Origin of the sequence: Micromonospora sp. 067-2 (assembly GCF_046549295.1) — a bacterium.
Taxonomy (GTDB): domain Bacteria; phylum Actinomycetota; class Actinomycetes; order Mycobacteriales; family Micromonosporaceae; genus Micromonospora.
In genome coordinates this window covers 1-14,663 of record NZ_JAJPWB010000011.1, presented here as the reverse complement: position 1 = coordinate 14,663, position 14,663 = coordinate 1, and the positions used below count along the sequence as shown (strand labels likewise).

The window sequence follows — 14,663 nt, the reverse complement described above, 5'->3', positions numbered from 1 at the left end:
GATGGGGGAGACGATTGACCATCCGACTGAACCGCAGGGCCGCACTCGGACTGGGCACGGTGGCCGCCGCCGGCACGGTGCTCGGCGCCGCCGCCCCGGCGAGCGCCGCCCCGGCGAGCGCCGCCGAGGGCGTCGAGGCGGCTCCGACCACGCCGGCCCAGGCGGCCCGACGGGTGGCAGCCAGCTACACCCGGCGCAGCACCGAGGCCGGCGGCAACTGGCAGGCGTACGTCAGTGTCGCCGACCCGGCCGGCCCGCCGGTGGTGGCGGTGGCCGCCGAGGCCGACCGGCGGATCGAGGCGTACAGCGTCAACAAGATCGCGGTGGCCACCGCGGTCCTCGACAAGATCGACCGAGGGCTGCTGACCCTGGACCAGCGGGTCGAGGTGACAGCGGCGATCGTGGTGCCGGGCGGTGACGGCATCTTCAGCCTGGACGGCGCGTACCCCAGCAGCGTGACCCTCGGCCACGTGCTGGCCACGCTGCTGACCGTCTCCGACGACACGGCGGTGCGGCTGTGCGGGTCGGTCTGCCCGGCCGCCGAGCTGAACGCCATCCTGGTCGGCAAGGGCTTCCCGAACACCCAGGTCCAGCCGGTGGCCAACCCGAACCGGTTCTTCCTCGGCACCAGCACCCCACGGGAGACGCACGACCTGCTGCGCGCCCTGGTCGCCGGCACCCTGCTCTCCCCCGCCTCGACGGCGTTCCTGCTCAACCTGCTGCGCTCCCCGGTGGCGTTCACCGACGGCATCCGCCGCACCATGTCCTCCGACGAGCGGGCACGGATCGCCACCAAGGCCGGCTGGTTCGCCGACGCCAGGCACGAAGCCGGGGTGATCTTCGACCGATCCGGTGTGGCGGTGCTCACCTACGCGCTCTTCGCCGACGGGCAGGCCGACGCGGACGACTTCGGCGCGACGCACCCGGCGGTGCAGGCCCGCGCCGCCATGGGCCCCCGCTTCCTGGCGGCGGTTGACCGGCTGGCCGGCGCGGGGACGGCGTACCGGATGACGGCACGACGGCCCAGCAACGGCGGCTGAGCACGCGCGCGGGCCGGTCACCGTCGTGGCGACCGGCCCGCTGCGGCGACCGCCCGAGCGCGACCCGGCCGGGGGAACTACCGTGTAGTGCGGGACACGGCGGAGGGACGGCGATGGCACCAGCGCAACGCACGGACGTCGAACGGTCGCTCGGGCGGCGGATGCGGGGTGCGGCCGGGCTGGCCGCGCTGGCCGGCCTGGCCTGGGTGGCCCGGGACGTGCCGGCGGCACTGGGTGGCCGGCTGACCGGTGCCCGCGCCGAACGGGCGGCCCGCTCGCCACAGTTCCGCGACGGCACCTTCCACAACCCGGGTGGCACCCGCACCATGGTCGCCGACCCGGGCCGCAACCTGCTCCGGGAGCTGATCTTCGGCAAGCAGAAGCGCCGGCCCAGCACCGCAGTGCCATTGCTGCGGACGACCGGGGAGCCGGCCACCACCGACACCGATCGGGAACTCGGCGTTGTCTGGTACGGCCACGCCTCCGCCCTGGTGGAGATCGAGGGGTACCGGGTGCTCATCGACCCGGTGTGGAGCGAGCGCTGCTCGCCGTCGGCCCTGGTCGGTCCCCGTCGGCTGCACGAGCCCCCGGTACGCCTCGACGAACTGCCTAAAATCGACGCGATCCTCATCTCGCACGACCACTACGACCACCTCGACATGACCACCGTGCGGGAGCTGGTCGCCCGGCAGTCGGCGCCGTTCCTGGTGCCGCTCGGGGTCGGAGCACACCTGGACCACTGGGGCGTCCCGGCCGACCGGATCATCGAGCTCGACTGGTCGGAGAGCCACCGGATCGGCGGGCTGGCGGTGACCGCGACGCCGGCCCAGCACTTCTCCGGCCGTGGGCTGCGCCGGGACGGCACGCTCTGGAGTTCCTGGGTCATCTCCGGAGCCCACCGCAAGGTCTTCTACACCGGCGACTCGGGCTACTTCGACGGCTACGCGGCGATCGGCGAGCAGCACGGGCCGTTCGACGTGACGCTGATGCAGATCGGCGCGTACGACCGGGCCTGGCCGACCATCCACATGTTCCCCGAGGAGGCGGTGACCGCCCACCTCGACCTGCGCGGCGGGTTGCTCATCCCGGTGCACTGGGGGACGTTCAACCTGGCCCTGCACGACTGGTCCGAGCCGGTGAACCGACTGTGGGCCGAGGCGAAGGCCCGCGACGTCCGGCTCGCCGTACCCCGTCCGGGTGAGCGGGTCGTGGTCGACGACCCGCCGGCGGTCGACGGCTGGTGGCAGGCGATCGCCTAGGTGCTTCAGAGCACGAAGGCGTCGGTCCAGAGCGCACCGGAGCGGCCGGAGAGCGCGTCCAGCATGGCCACCGCCTGACCGTCGGTGAGCTGCGCCACGAAGTCCACGATGGCCCGCCCCCGGGCCCTGCCGATCCGATCCGGGGTACGCGGGTGCAGTTCCGCCTCGGCCAACTCGACCAGGTCGTGCAGCCGCCGGGGTAGCCGGGACTCCTCCTGCGGGTCGAGGAGCCACTCCCACAGCGCCTCCACGAGGGTGCCCAGCAGCCGGGCCTGACCGCGCTGGTGCAGGGCGAGATCGGGGCGCGCCAGCACGAACCGGTGGTGGACGAACTTGAGCACCTGCACCTCGTGCCACTGGGCGCAGCCGAGCAGCACGTGCCCGGAGCGCACCGACGGGTGCTCGGTGACGGTGATCGCCTCGACGAAGCGGGTGGACCAGCGGGCGGAGAACCGGGCCACGTACTGCTCGGCCTCGATCGACCCGTCGAACGGCATCGCCAGCAGCCCGTCGACCAGTTCCTGCCGGACGTGCTCGACGGCGGCGGCGAACGCGTCGTCGTCGGCGATCCAGGCGTCCTTGCGGTGCAACTGCCGGCGTAGCCGCTCGATGGCAGCCCCGGGCCGCCGTGCGGCGGTCACCAACGCCGCGTCGGTGATCGCCCGCAGGTGCCCACTCTCCCGCTGCCAGGCCATCAGCTCGGCGGAGACCGACCCCTGCTGGAGCACACCGACCCGGTAGAAGTCCTCCACGTCGTGGATGGCGTACGCGATGTCGTCGGCGGTGTCCATCACGGACGCCTCCACGGTCTGCTGCCAGTCCGGCACACGGCCGGCGAACGGCTCCCGGGCCTGCCGCAGGTCGTCCAGCTCGGTGCGGTACGCGCCGAACTTCGACGAGCCGCTCTCCGGGTCGTCCGGTGGTGGGGTGGCCCCGCGCGGCGGCGGGTCCATCGTGCGCGGGTGCGGGTCGGGGTGGTCGAGCCGGGTCCACGGGTACTTCAGCATCGCCGCGCGGACCGCGGCGGTCAGGTCCAACCCGGTGGTGGCGGCGCCCCGGATCTCGGTGCTGGTGACGATCCGGTACGACTGGGCGTTGCCCTCGAAGCCGTCGGCGAGGCCGAGGCGCTGCCGGGCCAGCCGGTCCAGCACCCGCTCCCCCAGGTGCCCGAACGGCGGGTGCCCGAGGTCGTGGGCGAGCGCCGCGGCCTCCACCACGTCCGGGTCGCAGCCGCCGAGCTTGTCGAGCAGGTCGCGCCACCGCTCGTCGGCCGTCAGCCGCTCGGCGACCGCCCGGGCCACCTGGCCGACCTTGAGGCTGTGCGTGAGGCGGTTGTGCACCAGCAGGCCGGAGCCGACCGGGCTGATGACCTGGGTGACACCGCCGAGTCGGGCGAAGAACGGCGAGCCGACGATCCGGTCCCGGTCGGCGCGGAACGGGTTGCCGGTCAGGTCGCCGAGGGCCCGGGCGCTGCCGCCGAAGAGTCGCCGGGCGCGCGGCTCCGCAGCTGTTTCCATGATCGCCACGCTAGCCGGGCAGAATGCTGAGCGGAAACTACTCCCGAAGGCGGATCGAGATCGTGACCCAGTCTGTTCATCAGCGGATCGCCGACGAGCTCGGCGTGGCCGAGCGTCAGGTACGGGCGGCCGTGGAGCTGCTCGACGGCGGCGCCACCGTGCCGTTCATCGCCCGCTACCGCAAGGAGGCCACCGGCCTGCTCGACGACACCCAGCTGCGCACCCTGGAGGAGCGGCTGCGCTACCTGCGGGAGCTGGACGAGCGGCGGGCCGCCGTGCTGGAGTCGATCCGCGGCCAGGGCAAGCTGGACGAGGCCCTGCAAGCGCAGATCCTGGCCGCCGACTCGAAGTCCCGGCTGGAGGACATCTACCTGCCGTACAAGCCGAAGCGGCGGACCCGCGCGCAGATCGCCCGCGAGGCCGGCTTGGCGCCGCTGGCCGAGACGCTGCTGGCCGATCCCACCCGCGACCCGCGGACGACCGCCGCCGCGTTCGTCGACGCGGACAAGGGTGTCGCCGACGCGACCGCCGCGCTGGAGGGCGCCCGGGCGATCCTGATCGAGACCTTCGCCGAGGACGCCGACCTGATCGGCACGCTGCGTGAGCAGATGTGGTCGCGGGGCCGGCTGGTCTCCCGGGTACGCGAGGGCCAGGAGACTCCCGGCGCGAAGTTCTCCGACTACTTCGACTTCTCCGAGCCGTACCCGAAGCTGCCCTCGCACCGGATCCTGGCCATGTTGCGGGGCGAGAAGGAGGGCGTGCTCGACCTGACGATGGACCCGGAGGAGGCCGGCGAGTCGGACGCCGCGCCCACCGGCCCGAGCCGGTACGAGGCGGTCGTCGCCGGCCGCTTCGGCGTGTCCGACGCGGGCCGTCCCGCCGACCGCTGGCTGGCCGACACCGTCCGCTGGGCCTGGCGCACCCGGATCCTCATCCACCTCGGCGCCGACCTGCGGACCCGGTTGTGGCAGGCAGCCGAGGAGGAGGCGGTACGCGTCTTCGCCATGAACCTGCGGGACCTGCTGCTCGCCGCGCCGGCCGGCACCCGGCCCACCATGGGTCTGGACCCGGGCCTGCGTACCGGGGTGAAGGTGGCCGTGGTGGACGCCACCGGCAAGGTCGTCGCCACCGACACCGTCTATCCCCACGAGCCGCGCCGGCAGTGGGACGCGTCGATCGAGACACTCGCTCGGCTGGCCGGCGCGCACGGCGTCGAACTCGTGGCGATCGGCAACGGCACCGCCTCCCGGGAGACCGACAGACTGGCCGGCGACCTGATCAGCCGGCACCCGCAGCTCAACCTCACCAAGGTGGTGGTCTCCGAGGCCGGCGCGTCGGTCTACTCCGCCAGCGCGTACGCCTCGCAGGAACTGCCCGGGATGGACGTGTCGCTGCGCGGCGCCGTCTCCATCGCCCGCCGACTCCAGGACCCGCTCGCCGAGCTTGTCAAGATCGACCCACGGTCGATCGGGGTGGGCCAGTACCAGCACGACCTGTCCGAGGTGAAACTGTCCCGGTCACTGGACGCGGTGGTGGAGGACTGCGTGAACGCGGTCGGGGTGGACGTCAACACCGCCTCCGCGCCACTGCTGACCAGGGTCTCCGGAATCGGCGCCGGGCTGGCCGAGAACATCGTGTTGCACCGGGACGCCAACGGTCCGTTCCGGTCGCGTACCGAGCTGAAGAAGGTGGCCCGGCTCGGCCCCAAGGCGTTCGAGCAGTGCGCGGGCTTCCTGCGCATCCCCGGCGGCGATGACCCGCTGGACTCCTCCAGCGTGCACCCCGAGGCGTACCCGGTGGTGCGCCGGATCCTCTCCAGCACCGGCCAGGACCTGCGCTCGGTGATCGGTCAGAGCGCCATCCTGCGAGGGCTGCGCGCGACCGACTTCGTCGACGACCGGTTCGGCCTGCCCACCGTCACCGACATCCTCGCGGAGCTGGAGAAGCCCGGCCGGGACCCTCGGCCGGAGTTCCGCACCGCCACCTTCGTCGAGGGGGTGGAGAAGATCGGTGACCTGACGCCCGGCATGGTGCTGGAGGGCGTGGTCACCAACGTGGCCGCGTTCGGCGCCTTCGTCGACGTCGGGGTGCACCAGGACGGCCTGGTGCACGTCTCGGCGATGTCCCGGACCTTCGTGAAGGACCCCCGCGAGGTGGTGAAGTCCGGTGACGTGGTCCGGGTCAGGGTGCTCGACGTGGACGTACCCCGCAAGCGGATCTCGCTGACCCTGCGCCTGGAGGACGAGCCGAGCGCCGACACCCAGCGCCGCGCCACCGGTGGCGGCGCCGACGGCGGACGCGGCGGGGCCGGCGGACGCGGCGGGGCCGGCGGACGCGGCGGCGACGGCGGACGCAGCGGGGCCGGTAGGCAGGGTGGCGGCGGACAGCAGAGGTCGGGTGGCGGCGGACAGCAGAGGTCGGGTGGCGGCGGACAGCAGAGGTCGGGTGGCGGCGGACAGCAGAGGTCGGGCAGAGGCGCTGGCGCGCCCCCGGCCGCCGACACCGCGCTGGCCGACGCCCTCCGTCGAGCCGGTCTGGCCTGATCAGCGGCCCGGCCCCGACGCTGTGGACGGGGCCGGGCCGACAATCAGCCCGGCGGTCGGACAGTCGGGTGCCCCGGCGGTCCTTTAGAGCTGATGTCGTGAACGAATCAGCTCAGATGTCCCGGCGGTCCGGACGGTCAGGTGCCCCGGCGGTCCTTTGGAGCTGATGTCGTGGACGAATCAGCGGTGATGGCGTAGACGATTCAGCTCCAAAGGAGCCACGCACCGGTGGCCAACCGCCGGACGGGCCGGCCAGGGCCGTGCCGGGCAGCGGCAGCAGCGGCAGCAGCGGCAGCAGCGGCAGCGGCAGCGGCAGCAGCGGCAGCAGCAGCAGCAGCAGCGGCAGCAGCGGCAGCAGCAGCGGCAGCAGCGGCAGCAGCAGCAGCAGCGGCAGCAGCAGCAGCAGCGGCAGCGGCAGCAGCAGCAGCGGCAGCAGCGGCAGCAGCGGCAGCGGCGGCAGCGGCGGCAGGCCACGGAGCGTGCCGTACCCGAGTGTTGCGGGCGGGCGTACCGTCGGCGTCGTGAGTGAGCGGGACGGCCGGGAGTGGCGGGAGCGCCAGCGGCAGGCGGTGTGGGCGCACGCCGACGCGGACGCGCGGCGGCGGGCCGCCGAGCAGGCCGAGGCGGCGCAGGTGGTGGCCTGGTTCGTGGCCGAGGCGACCCGGCGCGGGCTGCCCACCACCCGGCTGATCGCCCGGGGGTACGACGGGCGCGGGCGCTACCGGACCCGGCTGACCGGCTGGTACGTCGACCGGGCCGCAACGCGGGCGGTGGACGTGACCGGGCGGTTCCATCTGCTGACCGTGCAGGGCGGCCTGCGTGCTCGACTGTTCGGCGTCGACCCACAGCCCACCCCAGCGCCGCTGATCGTCGGGGCGGGCGGCCGCGACGGCGAGTCGATCCCGCTGCGGACCCTGCTCAGCCGACTGTTGGGCGACGGGCCCGACTCCGGGCCGACGACCGTGGCCCGACGATGAGGATCGGCTGATCCACTAGCACCTCGACCCGATGAGCACGTCCCCCGCAGGTGGGCGTGCCGACAGGCCGTGTCCCGGCGGGGTGTTTCGGGGTTGATCGGGGCGAAGCAGCCCGAGTGTCGGCATTCGGGTCTCCCACCCTTCTTGTGCTGGTAAACACTTAATTGGTTGTTACGTCGTTTTATCTCGGAGGTCGGAACGGTGCCGGTGCCTGGTGGTCTCGCGAACGCCCCCGAACACCCCCTGCTGCTGCCCCGCCCCGACCCGGGCAAGCGCATCGTCGACGCGGTCTTCGCGGCCGTGCTGCTGGTGCTGGTCACGCCGGTGCTGATGGTGGTGGCGGTCCTGGTCATGGTGGGCCTCGGCCGCCCCGTGCTGTTCCGCCAGTGCCGCGCCGGCCTGCACGGCCAGCCCTTCGAGGTGGTCAAGTTCCGCACCATGCGCCCGCCCAACCACGGCCGCGGTCTGGTCGGCGACGGCCACCGCCTCACCCCGCTGGGGCGCTGGCTGCGCGCCACCAGCCTGGACGAACTACCCACCCTCTGGAACGTGCTGCGCGGCGACATGAGCCTGGTCGGTCCCCGCCCTCTGTTGCCGGAATACCTCGGTCGTTACTCCGCCCGTCAGGCCCGTCGCCACGAGGTACGGCCCGGCGTCACCGGTCTGGCGCAGGTCCGCGGTCGCAACAGCCTGAGCTGGGAGGACAAGCTCGACCTCGACGTGCGGTACGTGGACAACCGCACCATCCGACTCGACCTGTCGATCCTGATCGCGACGGCACGCACCGTGCTGCGCCGCGAGGGCATCAACGCGGCTGGGTCCGCCACGGCACCCGAGTTCCTCGGTACGCCCCGACGCCCGACTCCCGCGCGGCGGGACCGGACACCGGCATGACGATGCCTCAGGGAGCCGATCGATGAGCCAGACGATCCACCTGTCAGCACCCGACGTCGGGCCGCTCGAGGAGTCGTACCTGGTCGCAGCCCTGCGCTCGGGCTGGGTGGCGCCGGCCGGCCCGGACCTGCAGGCCTTTGAACGCGACATCGCCGAGCGGGTCGGCACCAGCGGGGCCGTGGCGGTCAGCTCCGGCACCGCCGCCCTGCACCTGGCCCTGCTGGGTGTCGGTGTCGGGCCCGACGACGTGGTCATCGTGCCCACGCTCACCTTCGTCGCCACCGCCAACGCGGTCCGGTACATCGGCGCGCGTCCGGTCTTCGTCGACTGCGACCCGCGGACCGGAAACATCGACGTGGGCCTCGCCGCCGACCTGCTGCGCCGGCTGCGATCACGCGGCGAGCGCGTCGGCGCGGTCGTACCGGTGGACATGTTCGGGAGCTGCGCCGACTACCGCGCCCTGGTTCCGGTCTGCGCCGAGGCCGACGTCCCCCTCGTGGAGGACGCCGCGGAGGCCCTGGGCGCCAGCCACGGGGGGCAGGCCGCGGGTTCCTTCGGGTGCGTCGGTGTGCTCTCGTTCAACGGCAACAAGATCATGACAACGTCCGGCGGCGGCATGCTGGTGTCCGATGACGACGCGCTTCTCGCGCGGGCCCGTCACCTCGCCACGCAGGCCCGCGAACCGGCGCGGCACTACGAGCACCGCGAGACCGGCTACAACTACCGACTCAGCAATCTCCTCGCGGCGCTCGGCCGGGCCCAGTTGCTCCGGCTGGACGGGATGATCGCCCGACGTCGCCGACTGCGCGACCACTACGCGAAGCTCTTCGCCCCGGTGCCGGGCGTCCACCTGCTTGGCGCCGAGGACACCGGGTCGAACTGCTGGCTCACCGTCATCACCGTGGAGCGGGAGCGGTGCGGCTGGCGGGCCGACGACCTGGCGGTCCACCTGGCCGAGCGGGACATCGAGACCCGGCCCGTGTGGAAGCCGATGCACCTGCAGCCCATGCACGACGGCGCGGAGAGCCTGCTCACCGGCGCGTCGGAGCGGCTCTTCGCCGACGGGCTCACACTGCCCAGCGGGAGTGCCCTGACCGAGCCGCAGATCGCCCGGGTGTTCGCCGCGATCGACGAGTTCCTGAGCGTCCGGACGGGAGGGTCGACGGCGTGACGATCGGACTGGTGGTGGTCGGCTGCGGCGGGCACGGCCGGGAGGTGCTGGCCATCGCCCGAGCGGTGAACGAGGCTGCTGGACGACCGGTCTGGCAACTGCTGGGTGTCGTCGACGACCGGCCCACCGAGGAGAACCTGAAGCGGTTGCAGCGGCTCGACGTGCCGTACCTCGGAAACGTGGCCTGGTTGCGCGACGCACCGCCGGGCACGCAGTGCCTCGTCGGCATCGGAGACCCGCGGATCCGCCGGGCCGTCGCGAGTCGGATCCACGGCGTGCCAGCCGCGAGCCTGGTCCACCCGGATGCCACCGTCGGACCGGACACCGAGCACGGGCCCGGTTTCGTCGCCTTCGCGGGGGCGCGCGTCACCACGAACGTGACCATCGGTCGGCACGTGCATCTCAACCAGAACGTCACCGTCGGGCACGACAGCAGCCTGGCCGACTACGTCTCGGTCAACCCGCTCGCCGCGGTGTCCGGTGACTGCCACCTGGCGGAGGGCGTGCTGATCGGCACCAACGCCGCGGTGCTCCAGGGTCTGCGGATCGGGCGGGACAGCACGGTCGGCGCAGGGGCGTGCGTTGTCCGGGACGTGCCTGATCACACGACGGTCAAGGGCGTTCCGGCTCGTTGAGGTCACCGGGACGGACAGCTGGTTCGTCTCGTCTCCGGAAAAACGCCCAAAATGCCAATTTGGCATGTAACAAGGACAAAAAGCCGCGAAGCTTTCTCTGCCGCAGGGGCGGCGGAATGAGTCGTGCGACGGGACAGGGAGCCAGCTCATGCAGCAGGACACCGAGAACACGCAGGGCGCGGACCGGCGGACGCGGCGGGCGAGGGCCCGCCAGCGTACCGCCGGATTCTTGGCCACCGACACCGCCGCCTGGGTCGGTGGTTTCGTCGCGGCCGCATGGACCCGGTTCGAGTTTCAGCTCGCTCCGGGCCAACTGGGCCGGGCGGCGACGGTCGGCGTCGTCGCCGCGGTCGTGCACGTGGCGGTGGCGGCGTTGCGCCGGCTCTACTCCGGACGGCATCCACTGGGCAGCCTCCAGGAAGTCCAGGGCGTCGCCAGCACCACCATCACGACGGCCGGCATCGTGCTGCTCGGGCTGTTGCCGTCGGTCGACCGACCGGTTCCGGCGAGCACCCCTCTGGTCGGTGGCGCGCTCGCGCTGCTGTTCATGCTCGGCGCCCGGTTCGCGTACCGGCACCGACGCGACCTCGCGATGCGCCCGGACGTCCGTTCGTCCACGCCGGTGCTGCTGTTCGGAATGGGTGACGCCGGGCAGGGGCTGCTCCGTGCCATGCTCGGCGACCCGCGCGGTCGATACCTGCCGGTGGGCGCGCTGGACGACGACCCGGACAAGCGTGACCTGCGCATCGGCAGGGTACGGGTGATGGGCGGTCGGCACGATGTCGCCGCCTCGGTTCGGCGTACCGGCGCCAGCACCGTCATCTTCTCGGTCGCCAACGCCGACGCCGCCCTGATCCGTCAGATCCGCGAGGCCACGCTCGGGGCCGGCGCGGTGTTCAAGGTGCTACCTCCGGTGCGAGACCTGGTCGACCACCGGATCACCGTCACCGACGTCCGGGACGTACAGATCGGCGATCTGCTCGGCCGCCGCCAGGTGGTCGGCGACCTGCCGATGAGCACCAACAGCCTGACCGGGCGGCGGATCCTGGTCACCGGCGCCGGCGGGTCGATCGGCTCGGAACTCTGCCGCCAGGTGATGAAGGCCAACCCCGGTGAGCTGATGATGCTGGACCGGGACGAATCGGCTCTGCACAGTCTCCAGATGTCGCTCGCCGGGCGGGCCATGCTGGACGGCCCCGAGCTGATCCTCGCCGACCTGCGCGACGACGAGGGAATCCGACGGATCATCCGGGAGCGCCGTCCGGAGATCATCTTCCACGCCGCGGCGCTCAAGCACCTCACGCTGCTGCAGCGGCACCCCGGCGAGGCCGTCAAGACCAACGTCTGGGGCACCCTCTCGGTGCTGGACGCGTGCCAGGACGTGGCGAAGTTCGTCAACATCTCGACGGACAAGGCGGCAGACCCGATCAGCGTCCTCGGCTACTCGAAACGGATCACGGAACGGCTGACAGCGCACGCCGCGTCCCGGTTCCCGGGGACGTTCCTGAGCGTCCGGTTCGGCAACGTGTTGAGCAGCCGCGGCTCGGTGGTGACCGCCTTCCAACGGCAGATCGAGACCGGGAAGCCGCTGACCGTCACCCACCCCGACGTCAGTCGCTACGTGATGACCCTCCAGGAGGCCGTCCACCTGGTGCTCCAGGCCGCCGAGATCGGCCGGGACGGGGAGGCGCTGGTTCTCGACATGGGCGACCCCGTCCGGATCGTCGACCTGGCCCGCCAGATGGCCGACCAGGCATCCAGCGCCGTACCCATCGTCTACACCGGCCTGCGGCCGGGCGAGAAACTGCACGAGGACCTGCTGGGGACCGGTGAGGTCGACACGCGGCCGTTCCACCCCCTGGTCTCGCACGTGGCCGTGCCGGCGCTCGACCCGATGGACGCGAGCGGGCTCGACCCGTACGACGACGCGGCGAAGGTCGTCGAGCACCTCGCGCTGCTCTGCGCACAGCCGATCGATCCGGCGGTGGACGCTCCACTGGGCGTACCTCTGCAGTCGCGCTGACCGGCGGACAGGAACAGGGCCGGCGACCACGGGTTCCCGCGGTCGCCGGCCCCTTGCCGTGTCTCAGCGGCGAATGCCCGCCCAGTCGTGGTGCCGGCGGACCGTGGACAGGATGAAGTCGACCACCCGCCGGGACGTGTCCGGCACCTGGTAGTCGACCGGGCAGGGCACACCCTGGGCGGCGACCTGAGCCACCGTCACCTCGACGGCTTCGACCACGCCCTGCGGGTCGAGGCCGGTCATGATGATTCCGCCGGCGTCGAGGGCCTCCGGGCGTTCGATCGACTCGCGCAGGGTGACCGCGGGGAAGCCCAGGATGGCTGCCTCCTCGCTGATCGTCCCGCTGTCCGAGAGCGTGCAGTACGCCTTCGTCTGCAGGTGCACGTAGTCCAGCAGCCCGAACGGCTCGTGGAAGGCGATGCCGTCCAGGGCGGTGGCGTCCGGCGCCGACGCCTCCAGCCGCTTACGGGTCCGCGGGTGGGTGGAGACCAGCACCGGGAAGCCCCAACGGTCGCGTACCGCGACCAGACAGTCCAGCAGCCGGCGGAGCCGGTCGGGACGGTCCACGTTCTCCTCGCGGTGCGCGCTGACCAGGAAGTAACCGCCCCGGTCGAGCTCGAGCTGACCCAGGATGGTGGAGCTGGCGATCGGTGCCCGGTAGTGCTCCAGCACCTCCCGCATCGGCGAGCCGGTGTGCAGGATCCGGCGCGGGTGCAGGCCCTCGGCCAGCAGGTTGCGCCGGGCGTGTTCGGTGTAGACCAGGTTGAAGTCGGCCACGTGGTCGACCAGCCGTCGGTTGGTCTCCTCCGGCACGTTCAGGTCGAAACACCGGTTGCCGGCCTCCATGTGATAGACCGGCACCCGCATCCGTCGTGCCATCAGCGCCGCGATGCAGCTGTTCGTGTCGCCCAGCACCAGCAGGGCGTCCGGCCGGAGGTCGGCGATCGCCGCCTCCATGCCGACCAGCACCCCGCCGAGGACCCGGCCGAGCGAGGACGTGTCGACCTCCAGGAACCGGTCCGGCTGGCGCAGCCGCAGCTCGGTGAAGAACACGTCGGACAGGGTCGGGTCCCAGTTCTGCCCGGTGTGCACCAGCACGTGGTCGACCGTGTCGTCCAGCCTGGCCAGCACCCGGGACAGCCGGATGATCTCCGGCCGGGTGCCGACCACCGTCATGATCCTGGTCATCGTCCGCTCCGTCCCGTCAGCCTGGGCGTCGTGTCGACGCTCGCCCGACTCGTCATGACCGCCGACTCCACCGGCTCGCGCAGCTCGCTTTCCACCGGCTCGGCGTACGTGTCCGGCCGCTGCGGGTCGTACAGCTCGTTGGTCCAGAAGAGGGTCAGCAGCTCGCCAGGGCCGGTGTTCACGATCTTGTGAGCCCACATCGTCGGCATGTCCACCACCATCGGCGAGTCGCCGTCGACCGGGAAGCGGACCACCTCGTCGTGGCCGACCCGTCGAAGACTGATCTCGGCGCTGCCCCGGACGACCGCGAAGCGTTCCACCTTTGCCAGGTGAAAGTGCTCTCCCCTGGTGATGCCGGGGTGGGACGTGGAGCAGAAGGTCTGCCCCTGCCCGCCGTAGGACTTGACCACCTCGGTCAGCTCGCCACGGGCGTCGGCGTGCCGCGGCAGCGGCAACGGGTAGTGCGCGGGGAAGCAGTGCGAACGGTAGGTGTTGAACATCCGTACCGCGTGCCGGTCGGGCAACGACGGGATCTCACCGGCCCGGTAGAGCGCGGCGTACCCGGCGAGCCGGTCGGCCACCTCGCGCACCCCGGTACGCACCTCGGGCATCTCGGCGTCCCAACTGCCCGGGGCGGACACCCCCAGCAGGTGAGCGGCGGCGTCGGTGACGTGCACCAGGCGCAGTTCCCGGTCCTCGTGCACCTCCGGCCGGCCGCCGTCGGCGAGCAGCCGGCAGAACGTCGCCACCACCGAGTTGTAGAACGGCCGCCCGTGCTCGCCGTAGAGGTTCGGTAGTCGGACGTCGACGACGTCCAGGCCGGTGCTGGCGAGCGTCTCCGCCGCGACCGCCTTGGCGTCGCCGTACGGGGTGCCGTTAGCGGCCTGGACCGAGTTGGCGAAGGCGACGGTCCGGGGCGGCACGGCGCAGAGTTTCAGACCGCGGGCGAGGGCTGCGGCGAGCTCGACGTTGCCCGTCGCCACCTCGACCGGGTCCCCGCGGTTGACACCGGCGAGGTGCAGCACCCGGTCGACGCCGGCCACCTTCGCGGCGACGACCTCCGGATCGACCAGGTCGGCCCGGGTGAGAACGGTGGGCTCCGGCCAGCCGAGCGCCCGCGCCAAGACCCGCGTGTGCCAGCCGAGGAAACCATCGGCGCCGGTGATCGCGATGTTCATGCGAGGGCGGGGTCTCGGGAGGCCAACTCCGCGCGGACCTCGGGCAACGTCAACAACAACTCCACGACCTGCGGCACACCAAGACGCGGAGCATTAGCCGAGTTGAAGTCGTCAACAGGCCCCCCACCAATCTCACCCTCAGTCACATACAAGGCGTAGTTCAAATCCCGATCATCAACCGGCACCCGGAAAAACTCACCAAAATCCTCCGCCCGCGCCAACTCCTCACCACTGGCCA

General features: G+C 72.1%; 12 protein-coding genes and 1 pseudogene. 8 read left to right on the top strand and 5 right to left on the bottom strand.

Features of this window, described 5'->3' with window-relative positions; translation table 11 throughout:
- Positions 1-14 precede the first annotated feature (14 nt).
- Positions 15-1,040 (top strand): serine hydrolase, encoded by a 1,026-nt coding sequence (locus tag ACLJN9_RS25010; protein ID WP_410814018.1) that lies wholly within the window; start codon positions 15-17, stop codon positions 1,038-1,040.
- A 113-nt stretch (positions 1,041-1,153) separates the two neighbouring features.
- Positions 1,154-2,299 (top strand): MBL fold metallo-hydrolase, encoded by a 1,146-nt coding sequence (locus ACLJN9_RS25005; RefSeq protein WP_410814017.1) that lies wholly within the window; start codon positions 1,154-1,156, stop codon positions 2,297-2,299.
- A 5-nt stretch (positions 2,300-2,304) separates the two neighbouring features.
- Here the strand turns inward: ACLJN9_RS25005 and ACLJN9_RS25000 are convergent, their stop codons facing one another.
- Positions 2,305-3,816 carry a deoxyguanosinetriphosphate triphosphohydrolase family protein gene (locus ACLJN9_RS25000; RefSeq protein ID WP_410814016.1) on the bottom strand — a complete coding sequence of 504 codons (1,512 nt, stop codon included), beginning with the start codon at positions 3,814-3,816 and terminating at the stop codon, positions 2,305-2,307.
- Between the two features lie 62 nt (positions 3,817-3,878).
- Between ACLJN9_RS25000 and ACLJN9_RS24995 the strand changes: the two genes are divergently transcribed.
- Positions 3,879-6,359, top strand: a complete 2,481-nt coding sequence (locus ACLJN9_RS24995) for a Tex family protein (RefSeq protein WP_410814014.1) — start codon at positions 3,879-3,881, stop codon at positions 6,357-6,359.
- Between the two features lie 112 nt (positions 6,360-6,471).
- Here the strand turns inward: ACLJN9_RS24995 and ACLJN9_RS24990 are convergent, their stop codons facing one another.
- Positions 6,472-7,038 (bottom strand): hypothetical protein, encoded by a 567-nt coding sequence (locus ACLJN9_RS24990; protein WP_410814337.1) that lies wholly within the window; start codon positions 7,036-7,038, stop codon positions 6,472-6,474.
- Here ACLJN9_RS24990 and ACLJN9_RS24985 point away from each other — a divergent pair.
- The 5 genes from ACLJN9_RS24985 (at position 6,929) to ACLJN9_RS24965 (ending at position 12,059) form a co-directional block, all read left to right on the top strand.
- A complete protein-coding gene (locus ACLJN9_RS24985; RefSeq protein ID WP_410814319.1) occupies positions 6,929-7,336 on the top strand; it encodes a hypothetical protein in 408 nt (135 codons plus the stop codon). The genes ACLJN9_RS24990 and ACLJN9_RS24985 overlap by 110 nt on opposite strands.
- Before the next feature lie 201 nt (positions 7,337-7,537).
- Positions 7,538-8,230: a sugar transferase gene (locus ACLJN9_RS24980; protein WP_410814013.1), complete on the top strand. Its 693-nt coding sequence runs from the start codon at positions 7,538-7,540 to the stop codon at positions 8,228-8,230.
- A gap of 22 nt (positions 8,231-8,252) precedes the next feature.
- Positions 8,253-9,401, top strand: a complete 1,149-nt coding sequence (locus ACLJN9_RS24975; protein WP_410814012.1) for a DegT/DnrJ/EryC1/StrS family aminotransferase — start codon at positions 8,253-8,255, stop codon at positions 9,399-9,401.
- Positions 9,398-10,036, top strand: coding sequence for an acetyltransferase (locus tag ACLJN9_RS24970; protein WP_410814011.1), 639 nt, complete (start codon positions 9,398-9,400; stop codon positions 10,034-10,036). Before ACLJN9_RS24975 ends, ACLJN9_RS24970 begins: the two co-directional genes overlap by 4 nt.
- Positions 10,037-10,184: 148 nt before the next feature.
- Positions 10,185-12,059 (top strand): polysaccharide biosynthesis protein, encoded by a 1,875-nt coding sequence (locus ACLJN9_RS24965; protein ID WP_410814010.1) that lies wholly within the window; start codon positions 10,185-10,187, stop codon positions 12,057-12,059.
- A gap of 63 nt (positions 12,060-12,122) precedes the next feature.
- Here the strand turns inward: ACLJN9_RS24965 and wecB are convergent, their stop codons facing one another.
- The 3 genes and pseudogenes from wecB to ACLJN9_RS24950 form a co-directional block, all read right to left on the bottom strand.
- Positions 12,123-13,247, bottom strand: a complete 1,125-nt coding sequence (gene wecB, locus ACLJN9_RS24960; protein ID WP_410814009.1) for a non-hydrolyzing UDP-N-acetylglucosamine 2-epimerase — start codon at positions 13,245-13,247, stop codon at positions 12,123-12,125.
- Positions 13,244-14,425, bottom strand: coding sequence for an NAD-dependent epimerase/dehydratase family protein (locus tag ACLJN9_RS24955; protein ID WP_410814008.1), 1,182 nt, complete (start codon positions 14,423-14,425; stop codon positions 13,244-13,246). Before ACLJN9_RS24955 ends, wecB begins: the two co-directional genes overlap by 4 nt.
- Positions 14,422-14,663 (bottom strand): annotated as a pseudogene (locus ACLJN9_RS24950) (UDP-glucose 4-epimerase); the annotation flags it as partial. The pseudogene ACLJN9_RS24950 and the gene ACLJN9_RS24955, both read right to left, overlap by 4 nt.